This is a genomic window from Streptomyces sp. NPDC041784, from assembly GCF_055591025.1.
In genome coordinates, this window is record NZ_JBVJAB010000002.1 from 662231 (window position 1) to 688278 (window position 26048).

Genomic DNA, 26048 nt, shown 5'->3' on the forward strand with positions numbered 1-26048 from the left:
TTGCGGCGCGCGCAGGGAGGGGACGTAGATGCGTGTCCCGCATACGATGAGCCGCATGGGTGACGTACTGGCCGGATTTCATGCCGCCTGGGAGTTCGAGTCCGACTCCGTCCTCATCCGCTACGAACGGGGGATGCGCACACCCAAGCTGCTGGCCGCGCTGGGTGAACGAAGGATTCCGCTGACGGCTCTGGCCGGGGTGACGCTCACCCCGGGGCGGCGCGGGACGGTCGTCCTGCGCGCCGAGCCACGGCCCGGGGCCGATCCCCTCATGGAGGTGGCGGCCGGACAGCTGAAGGACGGGTGCGACCCGTACCGGCTGGTGCTGCCGGCCGAGCGGGAGGTCCTCGCCGAGTACTACGCCGACGAGCTGCGCGCCCGGCTGACCGCCGACCCCGGTCCGGCGGAACGCTTCCTGGTGCCGGCCCCGGAGGCGCCCCTGTCCTTCAAGGCGTACGACGCGAAGGCGTCCTTCGACGGGCGGACCGTGCGGTTCCGCTGGTTCTGGACGGGAGCGTCGTCGGCGAAGTGGAAGGCCGGCGACCAGAGCTTCGCCGTGTCCGAGCTGAACGGTGTGGAGTGGCGGTCGCCGGAGGTGTTCGAGGGACATCTGCGGCTGGTGCGCGGGGAGGACCGGCCGGCCGAGGCCGACCAGGACCCGGCGACGGTCGTCTTCGGGCTGGGGTACGGGTCGGTGCACGAGTCGCTGCCGTTCGCCGCGGCCGTCCTCGCTGCCGTGCGCACGCGGGGGCCCGTGGCCGCGGTCACGGCCACGGGCACGGGCACACGTCGTGATCCCGCCGACATCGCCGAACGGATCCGGCACCTCGGGGAACTGCACCGGGCCGGGCTGGTCACCGACGAGGAGTTCTCCGTGAAGAAGGCGGAGCTGCTGTCGGAGCTGTAGCTACTCGCGGCCGGCGGAGGTGAACGTCATGTCCGCGTAGCGGGTGCCCGCGACCTTCGCCGCGATCGGCTCCAGCGCCGCCAGCTCCCCCTCGGTCAGCTCCATCGCCACCGCGCCCGTGTTCTCCTCCACGCGTCCCGGCTTCCGAGTGCCCGGGATCGGGATCACCGGGAGGCCGTGCACCGCGGCCCGCTGGTGGACCCAGGCCAGGGCGATCTGGCCCAGGGACGCGCCACGGGCCTCGGCCACCGCCCGGATCGGGTCCAACAGGGCCGCGTTCGCGGCGGCGTTCTCGCCGGTGTAGCGGGGCTGGGTGCGGCGGTAGTCGTCGGCGGTGAGGTCCTGGTCGGCGTCGGCGAAGGAACCGGTGAGGAAGCCCCGGCCCAGCGGGGAGTACGGGACGAGCGTGACGCCCAGCTCCCGGGCCGCCGGCACCACCTTCGCCTCGATGTCCCGGCTGAACAGCGACCACTCCGACTGCACGGCGGCGATGGGGTGGACCGCGTGCGCGGCGCGCAGCTCGGCGGCCGTCACCTCGCTCAGGCCCAGGTGCTTCACCTTGCCCTCGCGGACCAGCTCGGCCATCGTGCCGACGCTCTCCTCGATCGGCACGGCCGGATCGCGCCGGTGCATGTAGTAGAGGTCGACGACGTCGACGTCCAGGCGCGTGAGGCTCGCCTCGACGGCCTGCCGGATGTAGGGCGCGTCGTTGCGGATGATCCGCCGGGTCGGGTCGTCCGGCGGGATCGCCAGGGCGAACTTGGTGGCGATGACGACCTCGTCGCGGTGCGCACGGAAGAAGGGGGAGAGGAAGCGCTCGTTCTCGCCGGCGCCGTACGCGTCGGCCGTGTCGTACAGGGTGACGCCCAGCTCCAGGGCGCGCTCCAGGGTGGCCCGGGACGCGTCGGCGTCGGAGGGGCCGTAGGCAAAGCTCATGCCCATGCAGCCGAGGCCCTGGACGCCCACCTCGGGGCCGTTGTCGCCGAGCGGGGCGGTCTGGAGGGTGGGGCTGGTCATCGGGCGGTGGTCCTCTCCGCTTCGTAGGCCTGGGCGCGGGTGGCGTCCGAGTAGAACATGATCTTGCGGTCGAGCACGGCGAGCGTGTCCTGGAGTTCGGCGATCCTGGCCTTGACGTCCCGCCGGGTCGCCTCGAGCAGCTCGAAGCGCTCGCCGTACGTGCTGTCGCCCTCGCGCACCAGCTCGGCGTACCGCACCATGTCGGCGACCGGCATACCGGTCAGCCGCAGCTTGCCGACGAGATCGAGCCAGTCGAGGTCGCGGTTGCTGTAGCGGCGCTGACCGGTGTGCGAGCGGTCGATGTGGGACATCAGCCCGATCCGCTCGTACCAGCGCAGGGTGTGGGCGGTCAGGCCGGTGAACGCGACGACCTCGCTGATCGTGTAGCTGTCCCGCCCGTCGGGGCGGGGGTGCCGCGGTGGTGGCGCGGAGCAGACGTCTGCGGGGGTGGTGGTCTGCTCGGTGGTCACGGGCGTGGTCTGCAACACCGTCATGACTTCCACGCTATGGCCTTGGAGTGCGCTCCAAGCAAGCGGAATCGGTAAGAAAACCATGGGACGCGACCTGATCACGACGGTTACCGTGCCGGGCACGAGTCCGGTCGACCTCAACACGTCCGCCGAGGCCGAGCCCCGGTACGCGTCGCTGGGCCTCGTCCGCGAGCCGGACCCCTCGATGCGGCTGTCCCTGTGAGCCCCTTAGGCTCGACGGCATGTCGTTGAAGAGCTTGGCGCTGATCGAGAACTGGCCGGTTCCCACCGCCGCGGCGGGTGTCGTACGGGCCGACGGAACGGTCCTGGGCACGCACGGCCCCGTCGGGCGGCGCTTCCCGCTGGCCTCGGTCACCAAGCCGCTCGCCGCGTACGCCGCGCTCGTCGCGTACGAGGAGGGCGCGGTCGAACTGGACGAACCGGCCGGGCCGCCCGGGGCGACGGTCCGTCATCTGCTCGCGCACACCTCGGGACTGGCCTTCGACGAGCACCGGGTGACGGCCGCGCCCGGCGAACGGCGGCTGTACTCCAACGCCGGGTTCGAGCAGCTCGCCGACCACCTCGCGAAGGCCACCGACATCCCCTTCGCCGAGTACCTGCGCCAGGCGGTGCTGGAGCCGCTGGGCATGGCGGACACCTCGCTGGAGGGGTCCCCGGCGAAGGACGGGGTGTCGACCGTGACGGACCTGCTGCGGTTCGCGGCGGAGGTGCAGGCACCCCGGCTGCTGGACCCGCGCACGGTCGCGGCGGCGATGACCGTGCAGTACCCGGGCACCAAGGGCGTGCTGCCGGGCTACGGCCACCAGAACCCCAACGACTGGGGTCTCGGCTTCGAGATCCGCGACGCCAAGTCCCCGCACTGGACCGGCGCGTCCTCCTCGCCGCGCACCTTCGGGCACTTCGGGCAGTCCGGTACGTTCCTGTGGATCGACCCGGACGCGGGGCGGGCGGTCGGGAACGGCACAGGCGCGGCCTGCGTGGCCCTGACGGACCGGGCGTTCGGCCCGTGGGCGGTCGAGGCGTGGCCGCCCTTCACGGACGCCGTGCGCGCAGAACTCGGCGACCTGCCCTAGCCCGGTCCCGGCCCGGTGCCGGCCCGGTCCTGGCCCATCTCCCAGACGAGCAGCTCGGTCTCGCTCACTCCGACCGCCGCCAGGTCCTTCGCGTCGGTGATCCGGGCCGCGTCGCCGGGGCCCAGCTCCACGCCGTCCAGCCGTGCCGCACCGCGCACGACATGGACGTAGACGTACGGCGCGTCCGGCACCGCGGTGCGCTCGCCCGCCGCCAGCCGCCGGACGTGGAGCATCGCGCCGGCCTCGGGGACCGCGTACGGGGTGGGGTCCGCGATGCCCCGGACGATCTCGTAGGACGGGTCGCCGCCGGGGTCCAGCGGGGCCAGCCACATCTGGACGAAGGTCAGCGGGGCCGGGCCGTCGTTGCGCTCGACGTGCCGGACGCCGGCCGCCGCGCTCAGGCGCTGCACGTCCCCGGCGCGGACGGTCGTCCCGTGGCCGCGCGAGTCGCGGTGGGTCAGCTCGCCCTCCACCACCCACGTCACGATCTCCGTGTGGCTGTGGGGGTGCTCGTCGAAACCGGCCCCGGGGGCGAGGCGCTCCTCGTTGCAGGCGATCAGCGCCCCGAACCGGAGATTGTCGGGGTCGTAGTGGGAGCCGAAGGAGAACGCGTGCCGGGTCTCGATGCCGGCCGCCGGGTCCCCGCCGGGAAAGCGCGCGTCGGCGCGGCGTACGTCCATCACGGACCCCACGGTAGACCCGCCGGCGCCGGTCCGGCCCCGCGCCCCGTGACCCTCCGGCGCACGTCCGCGTCCCGATAAGGCAGTCTTGTCACCGTGCCCGAACCCGAAGCCCATCACCCCGACGCCGCAGCACACGCCCCTCACCCGCACCCCGCGACCCTGAAGCGGCTGGTGAAATCCTCCGGAAGTCTCGCCGCCCAGGCCATCGCGCGGATGGACGAGACGCTGCCGTGGTACCGGGCCATGCCCCCGGAGAACCGTTCCTGGATCGGGCTGGTCGCCCAGGCGGGTATCGCCGCCTTCACCGAGTGGTTCCGGCACCCGGACGCGCCCCAGGCGATCTCGACCGATGTGTTCGGCACCGCCCCGCGCGAGCTGACCCGGGCCATCACGCTGCGCCAGACCGTGGAGATGGTGCGCACCACGATCGAGGTCATGGAGTCCGCGATCGACGAGGTCGCGGCCCCGGGCGACGAGAACGTGCTGCGCGAGGCGCTGCTGGTCTACGCCCGGGAGATCGCCTTCGCCACCGCCCAGGTGTACGCCCAGGCCGCCGAGGCACGCGGTGCCTGGGACGCGCGGCTGGAGTCGCTCGTCGTCAACGCGGTGCTCAGCGGCGAGGCCGACGAGGGCGCGGTGAGCCGGGCCGCCGCGCTCGGCTGGAACGCGCCGGAACATGTGTGCGTCGTCCTCGGGACCGCTCCCGACGGGGACTCCGAGCTGACCGTCGAGGCCATTCGGCGGGCCTCCCGGCACGCCAAGCTCCAGGTGCTCACCGGGGTGCTCGGGTCGCGGCTCGTCGTCATCGCCGGCGGCAGCGACAATCCGCTCGCCGTCGCCAAGTCCCTGATCGGGCCCTTCGCCGCGGGTCCGGTCGTCGCCGGGCCGGTCGTGCCCGACCTGCTCGCCGCCACCCGGTCCGCGCAGGCCGCCGCGGCGGGACTCAAGGCGTGTTCCGCCTGGCAGGACGCGCCACGCCCGGTGCTGGCGGACGATGTTCTCCCGGAGCGCGCGATCGCCGGTGATCCCAGCGCGCGCGAGCAGTTGGTGGAGGAGATCTACAGACCGCTGGAGGAGGCCGGGTCCGCGCTCCTTGAGACGCTCTCCGTCTATCTCGAACAGGCGAGCAGTCTGGAGGGCGCGGCGCGGATGCTGTTCGTCCATCCCAACACCGTGCGCTACCGGCTTCGACGTGTGACTGACGTCACCGGCTGGTCGCCTTCGGATGTACGCTCCGCGTTCACGCTGAGGATCGCACTGATCCTGGGCCGCCTGATGGATGGTGAACCCCAGACCTAGGCTTTTGTCGGGGGTCCACAAAACCCCTTGCCGTTCTTCGTCCCTGTCCTCACGGGCGGCTTTGCCCGTCCCCAAGAGAGAGTGTGAGAGTGCTCGTACTCGTCGCTCCCGGCCAGGGCGCCCAGACGCCCGGCTTCCTGACTCCCTGGCTCGAACTGCCCGGTGCCGCGGACCGCGTCGCCGCCTGGTCGGACGCCATCGGCCTGGACCTCGCCCACTACGGCACCCAGGCCGACGCGGACGAGATCCGCGACACGGCCGTGGCCCAGCCGCTGCTCGTCGCCGCCGGCCTCCTGTCCGCCGCGGCACTCGGTGACGTCGCCCCCGGTGCCGTCGCCGGTCACAGCGTCGGCGAGTTCACCGCCGCCGCCTTCGCGGGCGTCCTCGACGACACCGCCGCGCTGACCCTGGTCCGCAAGCGGGGTCTGGCCATGGCCGACGCCGCCGCGATCACCGAGACCGGGATGTCCGCGCTGCTCGGCGGCGACCCCGAGGTGTCCGTCGCGCACCTGGAGAAGCTGGGCCTGACCCCGGCGAACATCAACGGCGCGGGCCAGATCGTCGCCGCCGGCACGCTGGAGCAGCTCGCCGCGCTGAACGAGGACAAGCCCGAGGGTGTCCGCAAGGTCGTCGCGCTCAAGGTCGCCGGTGCCTTCCACACGCACCACATGGCCCCCGCGGTCGAGACCCTCGCCAAGGCCGCGGCGGACGTCGCGCCCGCCGACCCGACGGTCACCTACGTGTCCAACAAGGACGGCCGGGCCGTCTCCACCGGCGCCGAGATCCTCGAGCGGCTGGTCGGCCAGGTCGCCAACCCGGTCCGCTGGGACCTGTGCATGGAGACCTTCCGGGAGCTGGGCGTGACCGCGATCGTCGAGGTCTCCCCCGGTGGCACCCTCGTCGGCCTCGCCAAGCGCGCGCTGCCCGGCGTCAGGACGCTGGCGCTCAAGACCCCCGACGACCTCGACGCCGCCCGCGAACTCATCGCCGAGGCGTCGACATCAGCCGCCGACGCGGCGGGTGCCTGACTAGGAGCCCTGATGGCGAAGATCAAGCCCAGCAAGGGCGCACCGTACGCGCGCATCCTCGGCGTCGGCGGCTACCGGCCCACCCGGGTCGTGCCCAACGAGGTCATCCTCGAGACGATCGACTCCTCCGACGAGTGGATCCGCTCACGGTCCGGCATCGAGACCCGGCACTGGGCGAACGACGAGGAGACCGTCGCCGCCATGTCGATCGAGGCGTCCGGCAAGGCGATCGCCGACGCCGGGATCAGCGCCGAGCAGATCGGCGCCGTGGTCGTCTCGACCGTCTCGCACTTCAAGCAGACCCCGGCCGTCGCGACGGAGATCGCCGACAAGCTCGGCACCGCCAAGGCCGCCGCCTTCGACATCTCGGCAGGCTGCGCGGGCTTCGGCTACGGCCTGACGCTCGCCAAGGGCATGGTCGTCGAGGGTTCCGCCGAGTACGTCCTGGTCATCGGCGTGGAGCGGCTGTCCGACCTCACCGACCTGGAGGACCGCGCGACGGCCTTCCTGTTCGGTGACGGCGCGGGCGCGGTCGTGGTCGGCCCCTCCGCCGAGCCGGGCATCGGCCCGACGGTCTGGGGCTCCGAGGGCGACAAGTCGGAGACCATCAAGCAGACCGTGCCGTGGACGGACTTCCGAAACGGTGACGTCGAGCGGTTCCCCGCGATCACGCAGGAGGGCCAGGCGGTCTTCCGCTGGGCCGTGTTCGAGATGGCGAAGGTCGCCAAGGAGGCCCTGGACGCCGCCGGGATCACCGCCGACGACCTGGACGTCTTCATCCCGCACCAGGCCAACGAGCGGATCATCGACTCGATGGTGAAGACTCTCAAGCTGCCGGAGTCCGTCACGGTCGCCCGTGACGTACGCACCACCGGCAACACCTCGGCCGCCTCGATCCCGCTCGCGATGGAGCGGCTCCTGGCGACCGGCGAGGCGAAGAGCGGCGACACCGCGCTCGTCATCGGTTTCGGGGCGGGTCTCGTCTACGCCGCCACTGTCGTTACCCTCCCCTAGGCACTCCGTGCCGGATCATGCGGTCCGGTACGAAGCACCACTGCCACACCCTCTGGATACCAAAGAAGGAGCGCCACAATGGCCGCCACTCAGGAAGAGATCGTCGCCGGTCTCGCCGACATCGTGAACGAGATCGCCGGCATCCCGGTTGAGGACGTCCAGCTGGACAAGTCCTTCACCGACGACCTGGACGTCGACTCGCTGTCCATGGTCGAGGTCGTCGTCGCCGCCGAGGAGCGCTTCGACGTCAAGATCCCCGACGAGGACGTCAAGAACCTCAAGACCGTCGGCGACGCGACCGACTACATCCTCAAGAACCAGGGCTGATCCACCCCGGTCCCCTGGACCGTACTGCCCCGCCACCCGGCGGTGGCGCCGCTGAATCCTCGTCACGTTGGAGAAAGAATCCGTGAGCCCGACCAATCGCACCGTGGTCGTCACCGGTATCGGCGCAACCACACCGCTGGGTGGCGACGCAGCCTCTACCTGGGAGGGGCTGATCGCCGGCAAGTCCGGTGTCAAGCTCCTGGAGGAAGACTGGGCGGCCGAGCAGGCCGTCCGTATCGCGGCCCGGGTGGCCGTGGAGCCCACCGAGGTCATCCCGCGGCCGCAGGCCCGCAAGCTGGACCGCTCGGCGCAGTTCGCGCTGATCGCGGCCCAGGAGGCGTGGAAGGACGCCGGCTTCGACGCGAAGGCCGGTGAGAACGGGAGTGTCGACCCCGACCGCCTGGGCGCCGTCATCGCCTCCGGCATCGGCGGTGTCACCACCCTCCTCGACCAGTACGACGTGCTGAAGGAGAAGGGCGTCCGCCGGGTCTCCCCGCACACCGTGCCCATGCTGATGCCGAACAGCCCGTCCGCCAACGTGGGTCTGCTCGTGGGCGCCCGCGCGGGTGTGCACACGCCGGTCTCGGCGTGCGCGTCGGGCGCGGAGGCCATCGGCTACGCCATCGAGATGATCCGTACCGGCCGCGCCGACGTCGTCGTCGCCGGTGGTACGGAGGCGGCGATCCACCCGCTGCCGATCGCCGCGTTCGGCAACATGATGGCGATGTCCAAGAACAACGAGAACCCGCAGGCCGCCTCGCGTCCCTACGACGTCGACCGCGACGGTTTCGTCATGGGCGAGGGCGCCGGTGTGATCGTCCTGGAGTCCGCCGAGCACGCGGCGAAGCGCGGGGCCCGCGTGTACGCCGAGGCGGTCGGGCAGGGCATCTCCGCCGACGGCCACGACATCGTGCAGCCGGAGCCGGAGGGGCGGGGCATCTCGCACGCGCTGCAGAACCTGCTGGAGCGCACCGACCTGGACCCGGCGGAGATCGTGCACGTCAACGCGCACGCCACCTCGACGCCGGCCGGTGACATCGCCGAACTGAAGGCGCTGCGGAAGGTCTTCGGGGACGACGCGGACCACTTCGCGGTCTCCGCGACCAAGTCGATGACCGGTCACCTGCTGGGCGGCGCGGGCGGTGTCGAGTCCGTCGCCACGGTGCTCGCCCTGTACCACCGGGTGGCTCCGCCGACGATCAACGTGGAGAACCTCGACCCCGAGGCGGGCCTGGACATCGTCCGCGGCGAGGCGCGCAAGCTGCCCGTCGAGGGCCGTATCGCCGCGCTGAACGACTCGTTCGGCTTCGGGGGGCACAACGTGGTCCTGGCGTTCCGCACGATCTGAGCGGCATCCGTACGCACGTGAAGGGCCCCCACCGCCGACGGTGGGGGCCCTTCACGCTGTCCTGACCTCAGACGACCTGGTGCAGCCAGCGCACCGGGGCGCCCTCGCCCGCGTAGCGGAACGGTTCCAGTTCGTCGTCCCAGGGCTTGCCGAGGAGCTTGGAGAGTTCGGCCTCCAGGTCCGTCTCGCCGCGCTGGCTGCGCAGCAGGGCCGCGCGCAGCCGGTCCTCGGGGATGAGGATGTCGCCGTGGATGCCGGTGACAGCGTGGAAGATGCCGAGGTCGGGGGTACAGCTGTAGCGCTCGCCCTCGGCGGTGGCACAGGGCTCGGCGGTCACCTCGAAACGCAGCAGGTGCCAACCGCGCAGCGCCGACGCCAGTTTGGAGGCGGTGCCCGCCTCGCCCTTCCAGGAGAACTCGGAGCGCCAGGTTCCGGGCGCGGCGGGCTGCCGGATCCAGTCGAGGCTGACGCGCGTGCCGAGCACCCCGGCGACGGCCCACTCGACGTGCGGACACAGCGCGCGCGGCGCGGAGTGCACGTACAGAACTCCACGTGTCGTCACCGGGACCTCCGGGCAGAGCGGGACAGTCTTGCAGGCTGGCATGGCGGCGGTGGCGGGCAGCCGCGTTGATGGCGAGGCTACCGTGTGGCGGCGCAAGGAGTGTGACGTACCGTCGGTCCCGGTGCCGTGAACGTCCGCCATTCACCCGGCAGGACGCCTGTACGGGCGTGAACCGTTGCATCGTGCGGGCCATGTTTTCCGGGCCGGGTCATGGGCCGGGAACTCCCGGACGTTGTCATGAGGGGGCCGTTGCACGAGGACCGAGGGGATCACCAGGGGATGCGGATGCGAAACCGGCGGGTGCGGGCGGGACTCGCCGTCACGACGGCAGCCGTGCTGGGCCTGGCCGGCTGTGACGTACTGGGCGGTGGGGACACCTCGTCGTCCGCCACGCGGGCGCGGCAGGCGAGCCCGTCACCGACCCCGCTGTGGGACTCCAGCCCCTCCTCGGTGGCGGCGGTCGGCGACTCCATCACCCGCGGCTTCGACGCCTGTACGGTCCTCCAGGACTGTCCGGAGGTGTCCTGGGCGACCGGCGCCAGCGCCGAGGTGAAGAGCCTGGCGGTCCGGCTGCTGGGCCCGGCGAAGGCGGCCACGCACAGCTGGAACTACGCGGTGACCGGGGCGCGGATGGCGGATCTGCCGGGCCAGGTGACACGCGCGGCGGCGCACCGGCCGCAGCTGGTGACGGTGATGGCGGGGGCGAACGACGCCTGCCGGGACTCCACGGCGGCGATGACGCCGGTGGCCGACTTCCGCGCGCAGTTCGAGGACGCGCTGGGCGCGCTGCGCCGGGCGTCGCCCAGGACGCAGGTGTACGTGACGAGCGTGCCGAACCTGAAACGGCTGTGGGCGCAGGGGCGGACCAGCGCGCTCGGCAAGCAGGTGTGGAAGCTGGGGATCTGCCCGTCGATGCTGGGCGACGCGGACGCGCTGGACGCGGCGGCGACCGAGCGGCGCGACACCGTGCAGCGCCGGGTGGAGGACTACAACACGGTGTTGAAGGAGGTCTGCGCGAAGGACGAGCGGTGCCGGTTCGACGGCGGCGCGGTGTACGACTTCCGGTTCGGCACGGATCAGTTGAGCCACTGGGACTGGTTCCATCCGAGCACGGACGGACAGGCCCGGCTGGCGGAGATCGCGTACCGGCAGGTGGTGGCGAAAGGCGCGTGACGGGGGCCGCTCCAGGGCCGTGACTTAGTGTTTCGCTCATGAGCGAACACTTCGGAACACTTTCCGACGGCACTGTGGTGCACCGCTGGACCCTGGAGCGGGCGGGCACCCGGGTGCGGGTCCTGTCGTACGGCGGGATCGTGCAGTCCGTGGAGGTCCCGGACCGGGACGGGCGGACGGCGAATGTGGTGGTGGGGTTCGCGGACCTGGACGGCTATGTCACGCACCCGGAGCCCTTCCTCGGCGCGCTGATCGGACGGTACGCGAACCGGATCGCGCACGCCCGCTTCCCGCTGGACGGGGTGACGTACGCGCTGGAGCCCAACAACGCGCCCAACTCCCTGCACGGCGGCTCCCGCGGTTTCGACAAGCGGGTGTGGGAGGTGACGCCGGTCGAGCACGGGCTGCGGCTGAGCCGGGTCAGCCCGCACGGCGAGGAGGGCTTCCCGGGCAGTCTGGAGGTCACGGCGACGTACACGCTCGACGCGTCGGGCGCGCTGCGCCTCCGGTACGAGGCGGTCACGGACACGCCGACCGTGGTGAACCTGACCAATCACAGCTACTTCAACCTGGCCGGCTCCGGGAACGCCTGGGGCCATGAACTGCGGCTGGCCGCCGCCCGGTACACGCCGGTCGACGCGGATCTGATCCCGACCGGGGAACTCGCGGAGGTCGCGGGCACCCGTTTCGACTTCCGGACCCCGCGCAAGCTCGGCTCCGGGTACGACCACAACTTCGTGCTCGACAAGGGGGTCACCGGCGCGCCGGCCGAGGTGGCCGAGCTGTACGACCCGGCGTCCGGGCGGGTGCTGACCGTGGCGACGACCGAGCCGGGCCTCCAGGTGTACTCGGCGGACCACCTGGGCGAGCCGTTCGTGCCCGGGGAGGGTGTGGCGCTGGAGACCCAGCACTTCCCCGACTCCCCGAACCGCCCGGAGTTCCCGAGCACCGAGCTGCGTCCGGGCGTGGTGTACCGGTCGGAGACGGTGTACGGCTTCTCGGCCCGCTAGCGGCTCCGCCGGGCAGGGGCGGCGTCCGGTCAGCGGGGGCGGACAGCGGTTAGCCCCGGTCCAGGGGTCAGGTCCCGGACCGGGGCTGCTCGAAGGGGGCGTGGGGCCCGGGTCAGACGTTAACCGTCGCCGTGATCCTGCGGTCGGCGATCGAGTGTCCCACCTGGATTTCGTACGAACCCTTCACAAAGAACCACCGGTGAGCGGTCTCGTCCCAGATCTCGAAGGCACGCCGGGGCAGGTCGAGGGCGACCTCCACGCTCTCCCCCGGCCCCGCCTCGGCGCCGGCGAAGCCGGCCAGCCGGCGGGCCGGGCGGCCGGCGTCGGGCTCGGTGGGCGCGAGGTAGACCTGCACGGTCTCACGGCCGCTCCGGGTGCCGGTGTTGCGGACCCGCACCTTCACCGTCGTACCCGCCACCTCGACGGACTCGTAGGCCCAGTCGGTGTAGCCGAGGCCGTGGCCGAAGGGGTACGCCGGGGTGCGGCCCTCCTTCTCCCAGGCGCGGTAGCCGATGAAGACGCCCTCGGTGTAGGGGAGTTCGCCGTCGACGGGGGCGACCCGGGTGACCGGGGCGTCGGTGAGGGAGCCCCAGGTGGTGGGGAGGCGTCCGCCGGGCTCGTGGGCGCCGGTGAGGACGTCGGCGAGGGCGGCGCCGCCCTCCTGGCCGGGGAACCAGGTGAGCAGTACGGCGGCGACGTCCTCGCGCCAGGGCAGTTCGACCGGGGAGCCGGAGTTCACGACCACGACGGTGTCCGGGTTGGCGGCGGCGACGGCGCGGACCAGGTCGTCCTGACGGCCGGGCAGGCGCAGGTCCCGCCGGTCGAAGCCCTCGGACTCGACACGGTCGGTGGTGGCGACCACGACGATCGCCGTGTCGGCGGCGCGGGCGGCCGCCACGGCCTCGGCGATCAGCTCGTCGGGATCGCGCGGCGGCCCCTGGTGGGCCAGGGCGAAGGCGACGACCTTGAAGGGAATCTCCTCGGGGAGGTCGAAGACGTGGGTGAGGGAGACGTCGACCGGTTCGCCGGCGGTCAGTTCGGTCTCGGCGCGGGGCACCGGTGCGCCGAAGAACGACTCGAAGGGGTCGGTGCCGTCGGCGGGCAGCTGGGGGCCGTCGAAGTACGTCGTCCCGGCGACGGTGAGGGTGAAGGCGCCGGTGCCCTTGACGCCGAAGGTGTGGGTGCCGAACTCGCGCGGGGTGAAGGTGCCGGTGAGTTCGACGGTGTGCAGCGTGTCGTGGGTGACGCCGTCGGGGAGGTCGGTGCCCATCCACTGGATCTGGCCGCCCGGTGCGGAACCGCTTCCGATGATGTTTCCGTCGGCGTCGCGGCAGACGGCGCGCAGCTCGAAGCCCTGGTCGGCGACGGCGAGTTCGGTGCTGGGGTCGGCGCCGACGGCGTAGCTGAGGGCGCCCTCGGGGAGGGCGGCGGTGAGGCCGTCGAGCGGGGAGACGACCCGGGCCGGGAAGACGGTGGCGGAGCCGCCGCCGAGGATACGGGCGTCGCGGGCGGCGGCGCCGATGAGGGCGACCGACCCGGCCTTCAGCGGCAGGACGCCGTTCTCGTTGCGGAACCTGTAGAGCGGTAGGTTTCGTTATTGCGACGTTACCTTTGGGGCGGCTCATGCCGCACCGTGACGGCATGAGCGGCAGAACCAGGAGCGAGGAGCGGCGGGCCGAGATCGTCCGGGCGGCCCTGGAGGTGATCGCCGAGCGCGGCTACCGCGGGGCGAGCCTGGCGGCGGTGGCCGAGCGGGTCGGACTGACCCAGCAGGGGCTGCTGCACCACTTCCCGACCAAGGAGGCGCTGCTGGTCGCGGCGCTGAAGGAGCGGGACCAGTGGGACGCGGTGCCGGACAGCCGGTGGCGGGTCGACCTGCTCGTCTCCCTCGTCGAGTACAACGCGATGCGGCCCGCCATCATCCAGACCTTCTCCGCGCTGCTCGGCGAGAGCGTGACGGAGGGTCATCCGGCGCGGGAGTACTTCACCGAGCGTTACACGCGCGTACGGGAGAGCATGGCGACGGTCCTGCGCACCGAGTACGGCGACCGCCTCCCCAGCGGCCTCACCCCGGAACGGACGGCCCCGCTGCTGGTGGCGGTGATGGACGGCCTCCAGTACCAGTGGCTGCTGGACCCGGAGTCGGTGGACATGCCGGGGGCGTTCCGGGACTTCCTGCGCCTGCTGGGCGAGGAGACCGACTGACCGTCAGCCGACGGCGGCGGGTACCGCCGCCACCACCTCGATCTCGATCTGCGCCTGAGGCCGAAACAGCCGCGGCACCTCGAAGGTCATGCTGGTGGGCGGGGTTCCGGTGAGGAACTCCCGGCGTACCGCGCCGTATTCGTCGAGTCGGCCGATGTCGGTGAGGTACGTGCGGATGTTCACGATGTCGGCCAGGCCCGCCCCGTGCGCCCTCAGCAGCGCGTCGATCGTCTCGAAGACGCCCCGGCTCTGCTCGGCGAGCGTGGCGCCCTCGGCGACCTGGCCGGAGAGGAACAACAGGGCACTGCCGTCGGCGTGCTGGACGCGAGCGACCTGGGAGTAGTACGCGTTGAGGGGCTGGGGCGCGGAGGCGGGGTTGTCCAGGGTGATCTCCATGTCCTCGACGCTAGGACCGGGCTTGTGATGCGACAAGCGAATGTCCAGCATGGCTGCCATGCCGAATCCGCATCACGACCTTCCCGAGGCCGACCTGTCCACCGTCTGGCTGCGCGTGTTCCTGGAGGTGGCCCGCCAGGGCTCGTTCACGGGGGCCGCGCGGGCGCTCGGGTGGACGCAGTCCGCGGTGTCGCGTCAGATCTCCTCCCTGGAAGGGGCGTTGGGCGGTGCGCCGTTGTTCGACCGGCTGCCCCGGGGGGTGCGGCCAACGGAGGCCGGGCGGGTGCTGGTGCCGTACGCGGAGGCCGTCACCGAGGCGTTGGGCGGGGCGCGGCGGGAGCTGGCCGCGCTGCGGGAGGGGACGGGCGGGCGGCTGCGGTTCGGGGCGTTCGCGACGGCGGACGCGGCACTGGTGCCCCGGGCGCTGGCCGCGTTCCGGGCCCGCCGTCCCGGCGTCCGGGTGACCCGCGAGGAGGGGTTCACGCCGGACCTGCTGGACCGGCTGACGGACGGCCGTCTCGACGTGGCGGTGGTCTCGACGACCGGCGGTGCCGCGCTGGAGTCGTACGCCCTGCGCCACCTGCTCGACGAGTCGCTGTACGTCGCCGTCCCGGCCGCCCATCCCCTGGCCGGGCACGCCGGGCCGGTGCGGCTCGGGCAACTGGCCGACGCCGACTGGGTCTCCGGCGGCCCGCGCCCCGAGGGCACGCTCCTGGACGCGGCGCTGCGCGCGGGTTTCCGCCCGCGGGTGGCCCATGTGGTCGCCGAGTGGACCGCCAAGCAGGGGTACGTGGCGGCCGGTCTCGGCGTGGCCCTGGTCCCGGCGCTCGCCGCCGCGTCCGTACGGCCGGACGTGGTCCTGCTGCCGGTACGGGAGGAGGGGGCGCCGGCGCGGGCGGTGTACGCGGCGACCGTGCGGGGGCGCTCGGACCCGCCGGCGGTGACGGAGTTCGTCGCCGCGCTGCGGGAGGCGGCCGTCGGCCTCCCTCGCGCCATGGCGTGAACCACACCCGTCACGGGATACTTCCGTCGTCCCGGACCACGCTTCCCCCACAGCGACGGAAGGACCTGAACTCCTGTGCGATCCCTACGTGTTCGTGTCGGTGTCCTCGGGCTGGCCCTGCTGGCCGGCCTCTCCGCCCCGACCGCCGCGACGGCGGCCCCGGCCGCGCCCGTCCCCACCGTCGAGGAACAGCGGCTGGAGCGGGCCGTGCCCCAGGAGATCCTCGCCCGCTCCGGGTTCGACACGTTCGCCCCGCGCCTCGCCCGGCTGCTGGCGGACGCGCACTCCTCCACGCAGGCCCGCCGGATCGTCGTCCGCGAGGGCACGGCGCTGTGGCGGCGGGCCGTGGACCGGGCGCAGGGGCGGGGGCCGATCGGCGGCGATCTCAGCCGGGACGACGACCGGCCGCTGTACTGGGCCCGGCTCGGCCTGACACGTGAAGTACGCACCTGGGAGCCGGAGTTCGGGCTCAGCGAGGCTGAGCGCGGCGCGCTGCTCGACTCCCTGGAGCGCACCTCGCGCGGCCAGACGGGTATCGGCTATCCGCACGCCGAGGGGCTCAAGCGGATCCTGGTCACCGGCTTCGACCCGTTCACCCTGGACCGGGACATCCGCATCTCCAACCCGTCCGGGGCGAGCGCCCTCGCCCTCGACGGCACGGTGATCCGGACGGCGGACGGGCCGGCCCGGGTGGAGACGGTCGTGTTCCCGGTGCGCTGGCAGGACTTCGCCGACCACACGGTGGAGCGCACCCTGCGGCCCTACCTCCCGCGCGTCGACCTGTTCGCGACGGTCAGCCAGGGCCGCGTCGGCCGCTTCGACGTGGAGCGCACCAACGGCGCCTGGCGGGGCGGCTTCGCCGACAACGAGAACATCGGCCGCACCGGCACGATCCCGGTCACCGACCCCGCCACGCAGCCCCAGTGGACGGGCACGACCCTGCCGTACGCGGCGATCGTGGCGGCGGACACCGGACGGTTCCCGGTCTACGACAACACGAGCGTGACCGAGATTCCCGCGGGCGGCACCGGCCCCGTCGTACGGCCGGACGGGCCCACCGCGGGGTCGACCGCGCGGGCCGGGGGCGGCGGGGACTACCTCTCCAACGAGATCGCCTACCGGGCGACCCTGCTGCGCGACCGCCTCGGTCTGCGCGACGGCCTGCCGGGCGGGCATGTGCACACGCCGGTGCTCCAGTTCGCCCCCGGCAACACCACGGAGGTGACCGACCCCGAGTTCGTCCGCAACCGGCTGGACATCGTCGCGCAGGTGCGGGCGATCCTAGCCGTGGCCGCCGGCGAGTAGCCGGACCTCGGCGGTCGGCGGGACCAGGGCCCGCGCGGGGGCCCACCAGTGGGCGTGGCGACCGTAGACGCGTCGCTCGCGGTCGGCGAGCAGGGCGGTCAGCGAGCGGGCCTCGGCCGCCAGGGCCTCCCACACGGCGGGCGGGAGGGGATGGAAGGCGCTCACCTCGATGCCCGCTCCCCCGCCGAGGGCCGCGACCTCGGGGGCCGTGCCTTCGGGGGCCGTGCCTTCGGGGGCCGTGCCTTCGGGGGCCGTGCCTTCGGGGGCGGGTCGCCACACGCCCGCGACCCGGCCGTCGACGAGGACGGTCGGCAGGACGTCCCCGTTGACCCGGATGACCAGCTTGCGGTACTCCGGCGGGATCACCCGGGAGCGGTCGGCGTACGCCAGCAGGACGCTGTCCCACATCGGCAGGAGGCGGGGCGGCGCCGGGGTGTCGGCGGGCGGGCGCGGGGCGCCGGGAAGGTCGTGGAGGAGGGTGCCCTCGGGGGTGGTGAGGTGTTCCAGCGTGCCGTCGTCCAGAGCGCGCAGCGCCTCACGCAGCGGGCCCCGGCGGACCATGGCGAACTGGGCGATGTCCGCCTCCGTCGCCGGGCCGAAGCCGGCCAGATAGCGCAGGATCAGGGTGCGCAGCGCCTCCGGTTCGGGGGCCCGGCCGGTGAGCTGTGGGCCGGGCGGGGCCGCGACGAAGGACGGGCGGGGGCCGAAGGACCAGGGGCCGCCGGTGGGGGCGTGCAGCAGCGGGGCGTATCCCTTCAGGCCCCACCAGGCGCCGGCCTTGCGCTCGGCGCCGAGCCGCTCCTCCAGCCATGTGTCGATCTCGGCGGAGGTGCGCCGCTGCCGGGTGAACTCCAGGAGCCGCGGGACGAGTTCGCCGGCCTGGTCCGGGGTGAGTCCGGCCTCGGCGAAACGGCCGCCGAGGCGGGAGGCGTACAGCGTCTGCTGCATCGCGCCGCGGAAGGTCCGGTGGTCGTCGGCGTGGACGGCGTGCAGGGTGATCCGCATCAGGGTCGCCTTGACCACCGTACCGGCGGAGAACGCCGCGTCGAGGTCGGCCGGCCGGAAGTCGGCCAGGCGGTTCCAGAGGGCGAGGTAGGGCGAGGCGGGTTCCTGGGCCTGGAGGGCGACGAGCCGGCGGACCGCCTCCGCGACCGTCGACTCCTCGCGTCCGAGGAGGAGTTGGCGGGCGAGGGTGGCCCGGTTGAGTTCGCCGGGGGTGAGGGTCCGCACGGCCGTCAGTGTGCGGGCGCGAAGGCGAGGCTGACGCCGAGGCCGGCCAGGACGGAACCGATGACCTTGTTGAGGACCTTCTGGGCGCGCAGCATCAGCGTGCGCATCCGCTCCTGCGAGAAGAAGACGGCGACGACCGCGAACCAGATCAGATGCGCCAGCGCCATGAACAGGCCGTAGCCGGCCTGCTGGTGGACGGGCGTACCGGGGCTGACGACCTGGGAGAACGTGGAGACGACGAAGAGGGTCGTCTTCGGGTTGAGGACGTTGGTGAGGAACCCGGCGCGCAGGGCGGCGAACGGCGTCAGTTCCGTCCCGCCGGTGAGGTCGATCTCGACGTCGCCCTTGGTGCGGAAGGTGCGGACGCCGATGTAGATCAGGTAGGCCGCGCCGATCATCTTGATGACCGTGAAGAGGAAGGTGGACGACGCGATCAGCAGGCCCACGCCGAGCATCGTGTACGTGACGTGCACCAGGACGCCGGCGGCGACCCCGGTGGCCGCGAGCAGCCCCGTACGGCGGCCGTACAGATAGCTGTTGCGGACGATCATCGCGAAGTCGGCGCCGGGGGCGACGACCGCCAGGACGGTGATGACGGCGACGGCGAGGATCTCGGTCACGCGGCGACCTCCTCGCCGTCCGTGCTCTCCTCCCGGATCTCCTCACCGAGCAGTTCTCGCGCCATGAGGGTGGCGCCGGCGACCGCGCCCGGCATCAGGAACACCGCGACGAAGGGCACCAGGAAGGCCAGGCCCAGCGGGGTGCCGAAGCCCCAGACCAGGGTCTTGCGGCCGCGCAGCAGGGTGAGCCGGGTGCGCAGGTCGACGCCGCGGCGCTGGAGGGCGACGGAGGTCAGTTCCTCCGTGAGGAAGAACCCGGTGACGAAGACCCCGACCACGGGGACGACCGTCTGCCCGACGACCGGGATGAGCCCGCAGGCGAACAGCAGCACGGCCCAGACCAGCGCCCGGGCCAGGATGCGCAGGCTGTCGCGGGCGGAGTTCCACAGCTCCCGCCAGAGCGGCAGCCCCGAGTGGGGGGCCATGCCGTCGGGGGACACGTCCTGGTCGACCTTCTCGGAGAGGCTCTCGTAGAAGGGCTGGCCGACGAGGAGGGTGACGGCGGTGAAGGTGAGGACGGACAGCAGCAGGCCGAGGGCGAACAGCACGACCGTGAGGAACCCGCGGAACAGCCTCTCCCACGGGCTCGACCAGTCGTCGGCGAACGGCGTCGCCCACGTCACGAAGGCCTCGCCCCACACCGCGAGCGCGACCAGCGCCGCCGCGTAGAGGACGAGGGTGATCAGGCCGGGCAGCAGCCCGAAGTTGTACTGCTTGCTGTGCCGGGCCACCCAGCGCTGGCCCTTCAGGAGGTACTGGAACCCCGCCCCGAGATCTCGCATGGCCGAACTCTATCGGTCGTGCACATATCAGTCGTGTACATATCATCCGCCGCCGCGGACGCCGGGGGCCGATTCACACCGGCACCGCCACCAGCACCTCCCCCTCGCCCCCGGTCGGGGACACCGCCGCCGACACCCGCATCGCCGTGGCGCGGGCCACCCGGCCGGCCCGGGCCGCGCCCGCGAGGAGCGCGGGCTGGAGCTGCTCCAGGCCGGCCACCACCAGCTCCTCCCCCGCCACCAGCACCGGCCGTACCGCCTGCGCCGAGACGGCCGCGGCCTCCGTGAGGTCGGCGAGGGCGGGCAGGGCGGCCCGTACGACGTCCGCGCCCGCCGTCGCGGCGCGTTCCGCCAGCGCGGTCTGCACCGGCAGCAGGGGCGCCACCGCCGCCGTCACCACGTCCGCGATCCGTCGCAGCTCCGGCGAGGAGTCCCGCAGCACCTCCGCCGACGTCCGCAGCACCGGCGCGAGGACGAGCAGCAGCCCGGCGGCCAGCCCCGCGCCCGCCGGCAGCAGCGGGGCGGCCGCCTCGATCAGTTCCCCCAGCGCCACCGCGCCCTCCGCCACGGCGGGTTCCAGCGCGTCCAGCACCGGCAGCAGGCTGTCGCCGAGGGCCACGAACAGGACCCGGGCCGGTTCGCCCAGCGGGTGCGCGGCCAGCGGGGCGCCGCTGGTGCCGAGGCGGGTCAGGGCCTCGACGACGCGGTAGAAGGACTCCTGGGCCTCGGGGGAGGCGCTGGCCTCGGCCAGCTCCGCCGTGGTGCGGCGCAGCACCCGCAGCGCCTCCGCGCCCGAACCGTCCCTCGGGTCAAGGGTGTTGAGGGCGATCCTGGTGATGTTGCCCGCCGTGTCGAGGAGTTGTCCGGTGATGTCGGTGGTACTGCGGGCCATGCGCAGGACGTCGGCCCTGCTGGGGAGCGAAGGGATCGTTGCCATGGGCTCTCCTCGCCACACACGCGTCCGGTGCCCCCAGCATGCCCCCTTCCGGCAGTCCTCATAGGCCATCCGGGGTATCGGTGACACCAACACCCTCTTGTTGCAGTTGAGTCGAACAGGTACACCTCGCCGTACCGATCTCCGGAAGCAACGATCTCGGCAAGTCCAGAGGAGGTACACGTGCGCATCACGAAGACCACCCCTGCCCGGCCTGTTCTGATCACCGCCCTCGTCCTCACCGCGACGGGCTCCCTGCTGCTGACCCCCCACACCGCCGGCGCCGACCCGAAGCCCGTCACCCGGGACGCCCCGGCCCTCGACCACTCCGCCGCCACGTCCCCCGCGAGCACGGCCGAGCGGGCCCTGACCGGCACGCCGGAGGCCGGCCGGCCCGAGGTGCGCGGCTATCCCCGCCGGCAGACGCTCACCGCCGAGCCCGAGAACCCCGCCGACAAGTCGATCAAGCTGGGGCTGACCCCGTACCACGCCATCGCCCCGAAGCTGAACGCCCTTCAGTCGCTGGGCGACCGGGTGAGCGTCGAGATCGCGGGGCGCTCGGCCGGCGGACACCGGCTCTATCTGGTCACCGTGACCGCCCCGGAGACGGTCCGTCAGGCCCGCGCGCAGGAGCGGATGCGCGAAAGAATCGAGAACGCGCCCGCAGCCGCCGCGAAGAGCCGTGAGATCAGGTCCGGGTACAAGACGCCCGTCTTCTTCAACAACAACATCCACGGCAACGAGTGGGAGGGCACCGACGCCTCCCTGAAGCTCGTCGAGCGGCTCGCCACCGCGAACGACGCCCGCACCAGGGACCTCCTCGCGCACAGCCGGCTGTACTTCAACATCACCGCCAACCCGGACGGCCGGATCGCGGGCACCCGGGCGAACGCGGGCGGCTTCGACCTCAACCGGGACTTCGTCACCGCCTCGCAGCCCGAGACGCGGGCGATGCGGCGGATCGAGATCGACAAGCAGCCCGCGGTCATGCTCGATCTGCACGGCTATGTCAACGGCACCCTCATCGAGCCGACGACCCCGCCGCACGGCGAGAACTACGAGTACGACCTCTTCCTGAAGAACACCTACGCCAACGCCCTCGGCATGGAGGCCGCCGTCAACGGCCTCGGCTACACCCCGGGGACGGACGGTGTGCGGCCCGCGCAGATCCCCTTCCGGGACTCCGAGGAGGGCTGGGACGACTGGCCGCCGATCTTCACCCCGCAGTACGCGGCCTTCCACGGCACGGTCGCCGCGCACACGGTCGAGATCCCGTTGCAGGTGAACAACGCGGCCTACACCACCCTGCCGGTCGAGGAGCTGCGGCGCCGGTCCGCCGTCAACGTCGCGGTGGCGGGGGCCGCGCTGACCGCCACCCTCGACTTCGTGCGGACCCACCGCGCCTCGCTCGTCGCCGACCAGATCGAGATCTTCCGGCGGGGCGCGACGGGCGCCGCGCAGGTGCCGGTGTCCGCCGAGACGGTCCCCGGGGTCCCCGGCATCGGCCCGGAGGACGTCTACACGACCACCTTCCCGCGCGCCTACGTCCTCCCGGCGGGCGCGACGGACACGGCCACCGCCCGGCTCGTCGGCCACCTCCTCGCCAACGACGTCCGTGTCGGCCGCGCCGCCCACGCCTTCCGGCTCGGCGGACGGTCGTACCCGAAGGGCTCGTACGTCGTCGACCTGCGCCAGCCCAAGCGGGGGCTGGCGAACGTGCTGCTGGCCGACGGGCGGGACATCAGCGACCGGGTGTCGGCGATGTACGACATCTCGGGCTGGAGCCTGGGCCGGCTGTGGGGCGCGCGGGTCGTGCCCGTGAGGGGCGGCGGCGCACTGCCGGGCGGCGTCCTGCGTACGGTCGTCGCCGCGGCCCCCGTCGGCACGGTCGCCCCGCGCGGTGACCTGCGGTTGCGGCTCGACGACCCGAACGCGGTCGCCGCGCTCAACTCGCTGCTCGGACAGGGGGTTTTGGTACGGCGGGCGGCCGACGGGAGTGTGATCGTGCCCGCGTCGGCGCGCCGGGCGGCTCGCGCCCTCGCCTCCTCCCTGAACGTCTCCTTCACGGCGGCCGGTGCGAGCGGCGGCACCGCCCTGCACCCCGTCCGGGTCGCCGCGGCCGTCACCCCGGGTGAGCTGTTCGCGCTGCGGGAGATGGGCTTCGACGTCACACCGGTGTCGACGGCCGTGCTCAACGCCGGCTTCGACTGGTCGTCGTCGGACGTGCTGTTCGTGTCGGCCGGGCTGGACCGGGCCGCGCTGAACGCGTCCGCCCGGACCGCCCTGGACGCCTTCCTCGCCGGGCACGGACTGGTCGGGCGGGGCGCCGGCGGGGCCGCGGTCGGCACCGGTGCCGGGCTGCTGGACGCGACGGCCGTCGAAGGCAACGGGGACGCCAACGGCGTGGTGCGGGTGGTGAACTCGGGTCCGGTGACGGCCGGCGCCCCGGACCACTCGTTCGCCTACGCGCCGGTCTGGTTCACCGATCTCGGGCCCGGGGTGCGCGTCGAGCAGTCGTACGCCACCGGGAACCCGCTCGTCTCCGGCCACTGGCGGGCGCTGCCCGACGGGTCGGGCGGGCCCGCCGCCGCGGCCGGCCGGCCCTCGGTCGTGAGCGGGCCGCATGCCGTCCTGTTCGGCACGGAACCCCTCTTCCGGGATCATCCGAAGGGGGAGTTTCCTCAGGTCGCACAGGCGTTGATCACCATGGCGCACGCAAGCAGCGGGCCGGCTGAGGAGAGCGGATGACTGGGATGACCCGGACGACGAAGGAGATCCACGGCACCGTAGCCGACGGCTTCGAGGCGGTGCGGGAGGAGTTCGCGGCGTTCGTGGCGGACGAACGGCCCGACTACGAGGGCCAGTTGGCCGCCCATGTGCACGGCCGGCTGGTGGTCGACCTGTGGGCCGGTGAGGGCACGGACCCCGATTCCCTCTACGGCGTCTACTCGTCCACCAAGGGCGCGGCCCATCTGGTGACGGCGCTCCTGGTGCAGGACGGCACGCTCGAGCTGGACCGCAAAGTCACCTACTACTGGCCGGAGTTCGCCGCCGAGGGCAAGGGCCAGCTGACCCTGCGCGAGCTGCTCGCGCACCGGGCCGGGGTGGTCGGCACGGACACCGGCTTCTCGCCGCAGGAGGTGGCCGACGACCGCCAGATCGCCGAACGCCTCGCCGACCAGCGGCCGTTCTGGCGCCCCGGCACCGCCTTCGGCTACCACGGCCTGGTCATCGGCGCGCTCACCGGCGAGGTCGTACGGCGCGCGACGGGCCGTACGCTCCAGGAGGTGTACGAGGAGCGCGTGCGCGCCCCGTACGGGCTGGACTTCTTCCTGGGGCTGCCGGCCGCGCACGAGCCGCGGTTCCGCAGCGCGCAGCCGATGGCGGCGACGGCCGCGGAGCAGGCGCTGCTGGACGCGTTGCCCGGCGGGCCGCACACCCTGGCCGCGATCGCCTTCAACCGGCACGCCAACGAGCCGACCGACCTGGAACTGCTGCCGAACGACCCGCTGGTGCGGGCCAAGGGTCCGGCCTCGGTGGGCGGGGTCGCCTCGGCCCGCGGTCTTGCCGGGCTGTACGCGGCGGCGATCAGCGAGGTGGAGGGGAAGGTCCCGCTGCTGAAGGAGGACACGGCGGCGGAGTTCGGGCAGTTCCACTCCGTGGGGTACGACCTGGTGGCACGCGCCCACAAATCGTTCGGGCTGGGTTTCCAGGCGACCGCGGACACCTGGTACCCGTTCCTCGGCGTCGGGGCGTTCGGACACAGCGGGGCGGGCGGCTGCCAGGCGTTCGCGGACCCGCGCAGCGGCCTGGCCTACGGGTACACCCGGCGCCGGTTCGCGTTCCCGGGCGGCGCGGCGACGGAGAACAAGCGGCTGGTGGCGGCGGTGCACCGGGCGGCACTGGCCGTGGGCTGACGTTCGCTCGGCGGCGATGTCCCGTCGGGACGGACGTGCGCGCCCCTACCGGCGTGTGCGCCGGCGTTCATGGGCGAAGGCCGCACCCCACGTCCAGGGGTGCGGCCTTCGTCGTACGCAACGACCGGCGTCAGGCCAGCGTCACGGTGATGTCGCCGCGAGTCGCCTTCGAGTACGGGCAGACCTCGTGGGCCCGCTCGATCAGCGCGCGGGCGGTGTCCGGGTCGGCCTCGGGGATCCGGGCCGAGATCTCGACGACGAGCCCGAAGCCGTCGCCGTTCCTGCCGAGGCCGACCTTCGCGGTGACCGTGGAGCCGGTCAGGTCGGCCTTCTCCTCCCGGGCGACGACGGCCAGGGCGCCCTGGAAGCAGGCGCTGTAGCCGGCGGCGAACAGCTGCTCCGGGTTGGTGCCGGCGCCGCTGCCGCCCAGTTCACGGGGCGGGTTCACGGTCACGTCGAGCCGGCCGTCGTCGGTGGCGACCCGGCCGTCACGGCCGTTCTCCGCGGTGGCGACGGCGGTGTAGAGGACGTCGGACTGCTGGATGGACATACGGGTGTCTTCCTCCTTCGTCCGCCGCGACTCGCGCCCCGGTCGCTGCATGGCGGTTGAGTTTTCGGAAAGAAGTTACCGCATGCCGGAAACCAGCGGGAGGGTCAGAGCCTGACGAGAGTCAGAGCTTGACGATCATCTTCCCGGTGTTGTCGCCGCGCAGGACGCCGAGGAACGCCTCCAGGTTGTTCTCGATGCCCTCGACGACCGTCTCGCGGTACTTCAGCTCGCCCGAGCGGATCCAGCCGCCGACCTCGCGGACGAACTCCGCCTGGAGGTCGTAGTGGTCGCCGACCAGGAAGCCCTCGATACGGCCGCGGGTCTGGATCAGGCGGGCCAGGTTCTTCGGGCCGGGGGCGGCCTCGGTGTTGTTGTAGACGGAGATCATGCCGCAGATGACGATCCGGCCGCCCTGGTTGAGCGACCCGATGGCGGCCTCCAGGTGGTCCCCTCCGACGTTGTCGAAGTAGACGTCGACGCCGTCGGGGGCAGCGGCCCGCAGCTGCTCGGCGACCGGGCCGTTCTTGTAGTTGAAGGCGGCGTCGAAGCCGTACTCCTCGACGAGCAGCTTGACCTTCTCGTCGGACCCGGCGGAGCCGATGACCCGCGAGGCGCCCTTGAGCTTGGCGATCTGCCCGACCTGGCTGCCGACGGCCCCGGCCGCCCCGGACACGAAGACGACGTCGCCCTCCTTGAAGGCGGCGGTGCGCAGCAGGCCGGCGTAGGCGGTGAGGCCGGTCATACCGAGGACGCCGAGGTAGGTGGAGAGCGGCGCGGCCTCGGGGTCGACCTTGACGGCCTGCTTGGCGTCGAAGGTGGCGTACTCGCGCCAGCCGCCGAAGTGCAGGACGTGATCACCGACGGCGATGCCCTCGGCCGCGGAGGCGATGACCTCGCCCACGGCCCCGCCCTGCATGGCCTTGCCCAGCTCGAAGGGGGCGACGTACGACTTGGCGGCGCTCATGCGGCCGCGCATGTACGGGTCGACGGAGACGTACGCGTTGCGGACCAGCACCTCACCGGCGCCGGGCTGCCGGATCTCCGCCTCGGCCAGTTCGAAGTCCTCGGCCTTCGGCCAGCCGACGGGACGGCTGAGGAGACGCCATTCGCGGCCGGTGCCGGGGAGCGCGGAGTCAGTCATGGGGGGCTGCCTTTCACCTACTGCTTGCTACTG

At 72.7% G+C, this 26048-nt stretch carries 26 protein-coding genes and 1 pseudogene; 15 read left to right on the plus strand and 12 right to left on the minus strand.

Going from position 1 to position 26048, the window contains the following annotated elements; all coding sequences use genetic code 11:
- Positions 1 to 46: 46 nt before the first annotated feature.
- Positions 47 to 907: a DUF4429 domain-containing protein gene (locus tag ACZ6D7_RS06680; RefSeq protein WP_469484575.1), complete on the plus strand. Its 861-nt coding sequence runs from the start codon at positions 47 to 49 to the stop codon at positions 905 to 907.
- Here ACZ6D7_RS06680 and ACZ6D7_RS06685 read toward each other — a convergent pair whose 3' ends face one another.
- Positions 908 to 1924, minus strand: coding sequence for an aldo/keto reductase (locus ACZ6D7_RS06685; RefSeq protein WP_469484429.1), 1017 nt, complete (start codon positions 1922 to 1924; stop codon positions 908 to 910).
- Positions 1921 to 2418, minus strand: coding sequence for a MerR family transcriptional regulator (locus ACZ6D7_RS06690; protein WP_469484432.1), 498 nt, complete (start codon positions 2416 to 2418; stop codon positions 1921 to 1923). Before ACZ6D7_RS06690 ends, ACZ6D7_RS06685 begins: the two co-directional genes overlap by 4 nt.
- Before the next feature lie 58 nt (positions 2419 to 2476).
- Between ACZ6D7_RS06690 and ACZ6D7_RS06695 the strand changes: the two genes are divergently transcribed.
- Positions 2477 to 2617, plus strand: coding sequence for a hypothetical protein (locus tag ACZ6D7_RS06695; protein ID WP_469484435.1), 141 nt, complete (start codon positions 2477 to 2479; stop codon positions 2615 to 2617).
- Positions 2618 to 2636: 19 nt separating this feature from the next.
- The gene (locus ACZ6D7_RS06700) at positions 2637 to 3488 is read left to right on the plus strand and encodes a serine hydrolase domain-containing protein (RefSeq protein WP_469484438.1); all 852 of its coding nucleotides are present in this window, start codon (positions 2637 to 2639) and stop codon (positions 3486 to 3488) included.
- On the opposite strand, the gene ACZ6D7_RS06705 is transcribed toward ACZ6D7_RS06700, so the two are convergent.
- Positions 3485 to 4168: a pirin family protein gene (locus ACZ6D7_RS06705; RefSeq protein WP_469484578.1), complete on the minus strand. Its 684-nt coding sequence runs from the start codon at positions 4166 to 4168 to the stop codon at positions 3485 to 3487. The genes ACZ6D7_RS06700 and ACZ6D7_RS06705 overlap by 4 nt on opposite strands.
- A gap of 96 nt (positions 4169 to 4264) precedes the next feature.
- Here ACZ6D7_RS06705 and ACZ6D7_RS06710 point away from each other — a divergent pair, with 96 nt between their 5' ends.
- The 5 genes from ACZ6D7_RS06710 (at position 4265) to fabF (ending at position 9187) form a co-directional block, all read left to right on the plus strand.
- Complete coding sequence (locus ACZ6D7_RS06710) at positions 4265 to 5470, plus strand: PucR family transcriptional regulator (protein WP_469484441.1); 1206 nt, start codon at positions 4265 to 4267, stop codon at positions 5468 to 5470.
- 89 nt (positions 5471 to 5559) lie between these two features.
- Positions 5560 to 6498 (plus strand): ACP S-malonyltransferase, encoded by a 939-nt coding sequence (locus tag ACZ6D7_RS06715; protein ID WP_469484443.1) that lies wholly within the window; start codon positions 5560 to 5562, stop codon positions 6496 to 6498.
- Between the two features lie 12 nt (positions 6499 to 6510).
- Positions 6511 to 7512 carry a beta-ketoacyl-ACP synthase 3 gene (locus tag ACZ6D7_RS06720; protein ID WP_469484446.1) on the plus strand — a complete coding sequence of 334 codons (1002 nt, stop codon included), beginning with the start codon at positions 6511 to 6513 and terminating at the stop codon, positions 7510 to 7512.
- A 78-nt stretch (positions 7513 to 7590) separates the two neighbouring features.
- Positions 7591 to 7839 (plus strand): acyl carrier protein, encoded by a 249-nt coding sequence (locus tag ACZ6D7_RS06725; RefSeq protein WP_019067091.1) that lies wholly within the window; start codon positions 7591 to 7593, stop codon positions 7837 to 7839.
- Positions 7840 to 7921: 82 nt separating this feature from the next.
- Positions 7922 to 9187, plus strand: coding sequence for a beta-ketoacyl-ACP synthase II (fabF, locus tag ACZ6D7_RS06730; RefSeq protein WP_469484448.1), 1266 nt, complete (start codon positions 7922 to 7924; stop codon positions 9185 to 9187).
- A gap of 67 nt (positions 9188 to 9254) precedes the next feature.
- Here the strand turns inward: fabF and ACZ6D7_RS06735 are convergent, their stop codons facing one another.
- A complete protein-coding gene (locus tag ACZ6D7_RS06735; RefSeq protein WP_355708429.1) occupies positions 9255 to 9749 on the minus strand; it encodes a DUF3145 domain-containing protein in 495 nt (164 codons plus the stop codon).
- A gap of 279 nt (positions 9750 to 10028) precedes the next feature.
- Between ACZ6D7_RS06735 and ACZ6D7_RS06740 the strand changes: the two genes are divergently transcribed.
- Both ACZ6D7_RS06740 and ACZ6D7_RS06745 read left to right on the plus strand, forming a co-directional pair.
- On the plus strand, positions 10029 to 10922 hold the full coding sequence (locus tag ACZ6D7_RS06740; protein ID WP_469484452.1) for an SGNH/GDSL hydrolase family protein: 894 nt from the start codon (positions 10029 to 10031) through the stop codon (positions 10920 to 10922).
- Positions 10923 to 10960: 38 nt separating this feature from the next.
- Positions 10961 to 11932, plus strand: coding sequence for an aldose epimerase family protein (locus tag ACZ6D7_RS06745; protein WP_469484454.1), 972 nt, complete (start codon positions 10961 to 10963; stop codon positions 11930 to 11932).
- Positions 11933 to 12044: 112 nt separating this feature from the next.
- Here ACZ6D7_RS06745 and ACZ6D7_RS06750 read toward each other — a convergent pair.
- Positions 12045 to 13502: pseudogene (locus tag ACZ6D7_RS06750) on the minus strand (glycoside hydrolase family 3 C-terminal domain-containing protein); the annotation flags it as partial.
- 53 nt (positions 13503 to 13555) lie between these two features.
- Between ACZ6D7_RS06750 and ACZ6D7_RS06755 the strand changes: the two are divergent.
- Positions 13556 to 14137, plus strand: a complete 582-nt coding sequence (locus tag ACZ6D7_RS06755) for a TetR/AcrR family transcriptional regulator (protein WP_469484456.1) — start codon at positions 13556 to 13558, stop codon at positions 14135 to 14137.
- A 3-nt stretch (positions 14138 to 14140) separates the two neighbouring features.
- Here the strand turns inward: ACZ6D7_RS06755 and ACZ6D7_RS06760 are convergent, their stop codons facing one another.
- Positions 14141 to 14533, minus strand: coding sequence for a RidA family protein (locus ACZ6D7_RS06760; RefSeq protein WP_469484459.1), 393 nt, complete (start codon positions 14531 to 14533; stop codon positions 14141 to 14143).
- A gap of 49 nt (positions 14534 to 14582) precedes the next feature.
- Here ACZ6D7_RS06760 and ACZ6D7_RS06765 point away from each other — a divergent pair, with 49 nt between their 5' ends.
- Entirely contained in the window at positions 14583 to 15536 is a 954-nt protein-coding gene (locus tag ACZ6D7_RS06765) for a LysR family transcriptional regulator (protein ID WP_469484462.1), read from the plus strand.
- Between the two features lie 75 nt (positions 15537 to 15611).
- A complete protein-coding gene (locus ACZ6D7_RS06770; RefSeq protein WP_469484465.1) occupies positions 15612 to 16841 on the plus strand; it encodes a pyroglutamyl-peptidase I in 1230 nt (409 codons plus the stop codon).
- On the opposite strand, the gene ACZ6D7_RS06775 is transcribed toward ACZ6D7_RS06770, so the two are convergent.
- The 4 genes from ACZ6D7_RS06775 to ACZ6D7_RS06790 form a co-directional block, all read right to left on the minus strand.
- On the minus strand, positions 16818 to 18080 hold the full coding sequence (locus tag ACZ6D7_RS06775; RefSeq protein WP_469484581.1) for a winged helix DNA-binding domain-containing protein: 1263 nt from the start codon (positions 18078 to 18080) through the stop codon (positions 16818 to 16820). The genes ACZ6D7_RS06770 and ACZ6D7_RS06775 overlap by 24 nt on opposite strands.
- A complete protein-coding gene (locus ACZ6D7_RS06780) occupies positions 18077 to 18691 on the minus strand; it encodes a LysE family translocator (protein WP_469484468.1) in 615 nt (204 codons plus the stop codon). Before ACZ6D7_RS06780 ends, ACZ6D7_RS06775 begins: the two co-directional genes overlap by 4 nt.
- The gene (locus ACZ6D7_RS06785; RefSeq protein ID WP_469484472.1) at positions 18688 to 19473 is read right to left on the minus strand and encodes an EI24 domain-containing protein; all 786 of its coding nucleotides are present in this window, start codon (positions 19471 to 19473) and stop codon (positions 18688 to 18690) included. Before ACZ6D7_RS06785 ends, ACZ6D7_RS06780 begins: the two co-directional genes overlap by 4 nt.
- A 73-nt stretch (positions 19474 to 19546) precedes the next feature.
- Positions 19547 to 20410, minus strand: coding sequence for a hypothetical protein (locus tag ACZ6D7_RS06790; RefSeq protein ID WP_469484475.1), 864 nt, complete (start codon positions 20408 to 20410; stop codon positions 19547 to 19549).
- 180 nt (positions 20411 to 20590) lie between these two features.
- On the opposite strand from ACZ6D7_RS06790, the gene ACZ6D7_RS06795 reads away from it, so the two are divergent.
- Both ACZ6D7_RS06795 and ACZ6D7_RS06800 read left to right on the plus strand, forming a co-directional pair.
- Positions 20591 to 23155 carry a M14 family zinc carboxypeptidase gene (locus ACZ6D7_RS06795; protein ID WP_469484478.1) on the plus strand — a complete coding sequence of 855 codons (2565 nt, stop codon included), beginning with the start codon at positions 20591 to 20593 and terminating at the stop codon, positions 23153 to 23155.
- A 5-nt stretch (positions 23156 to 23160) separates the two neighbouring features.
- Complete coding sequence (locus ACZ6D7_RS06800) at positions 23161 to 24324, plus strand: serine hydrolase domain-containing protein (RefSeq protein WP_469484584.1); 1164 nt, start codon at positions 23161 to 23163, stop codon at positions 24322 to 24324.
- A 130-nt stretch (positions 24325 to 24454) separates the two neighbouring features.
- On the opposite strand, the gene ACZ6D7_RS06805 is transcribed toward ACZ6D7_RS06800, so the two are convergent.
- Together ACZ6D7_RS06805 and ACZ6D7_RS06810 are read right to left on the minus strand one after the other, a co-directional pair.
- Positions 24455 to 24874, minus strand: coding sequence for an organic hydroperoxide resistance protein (locus ACZ6D7_RS06805; protein ID WP_469484481.1), 420 nt, complete (start codon positions 24872 to 24874; stop codon positions 24455 to 24457).
- Between the two features lie 121 nt (positions 24875 to 24995).
- On the minus strand, positions 24996 to 26015 hold the full coding sequence (locus ACZ6D7_RS06810; protein ID WP_469484484.1) for an NADP-dependent oxidoreductase: 1020 nt from the start codon (positions 26013 to 26015) through the stop codon (positions 24996 to 24998).
- Between the last annotated feature and the right edge of the window lie 33 nt (positions 26016 to 26048).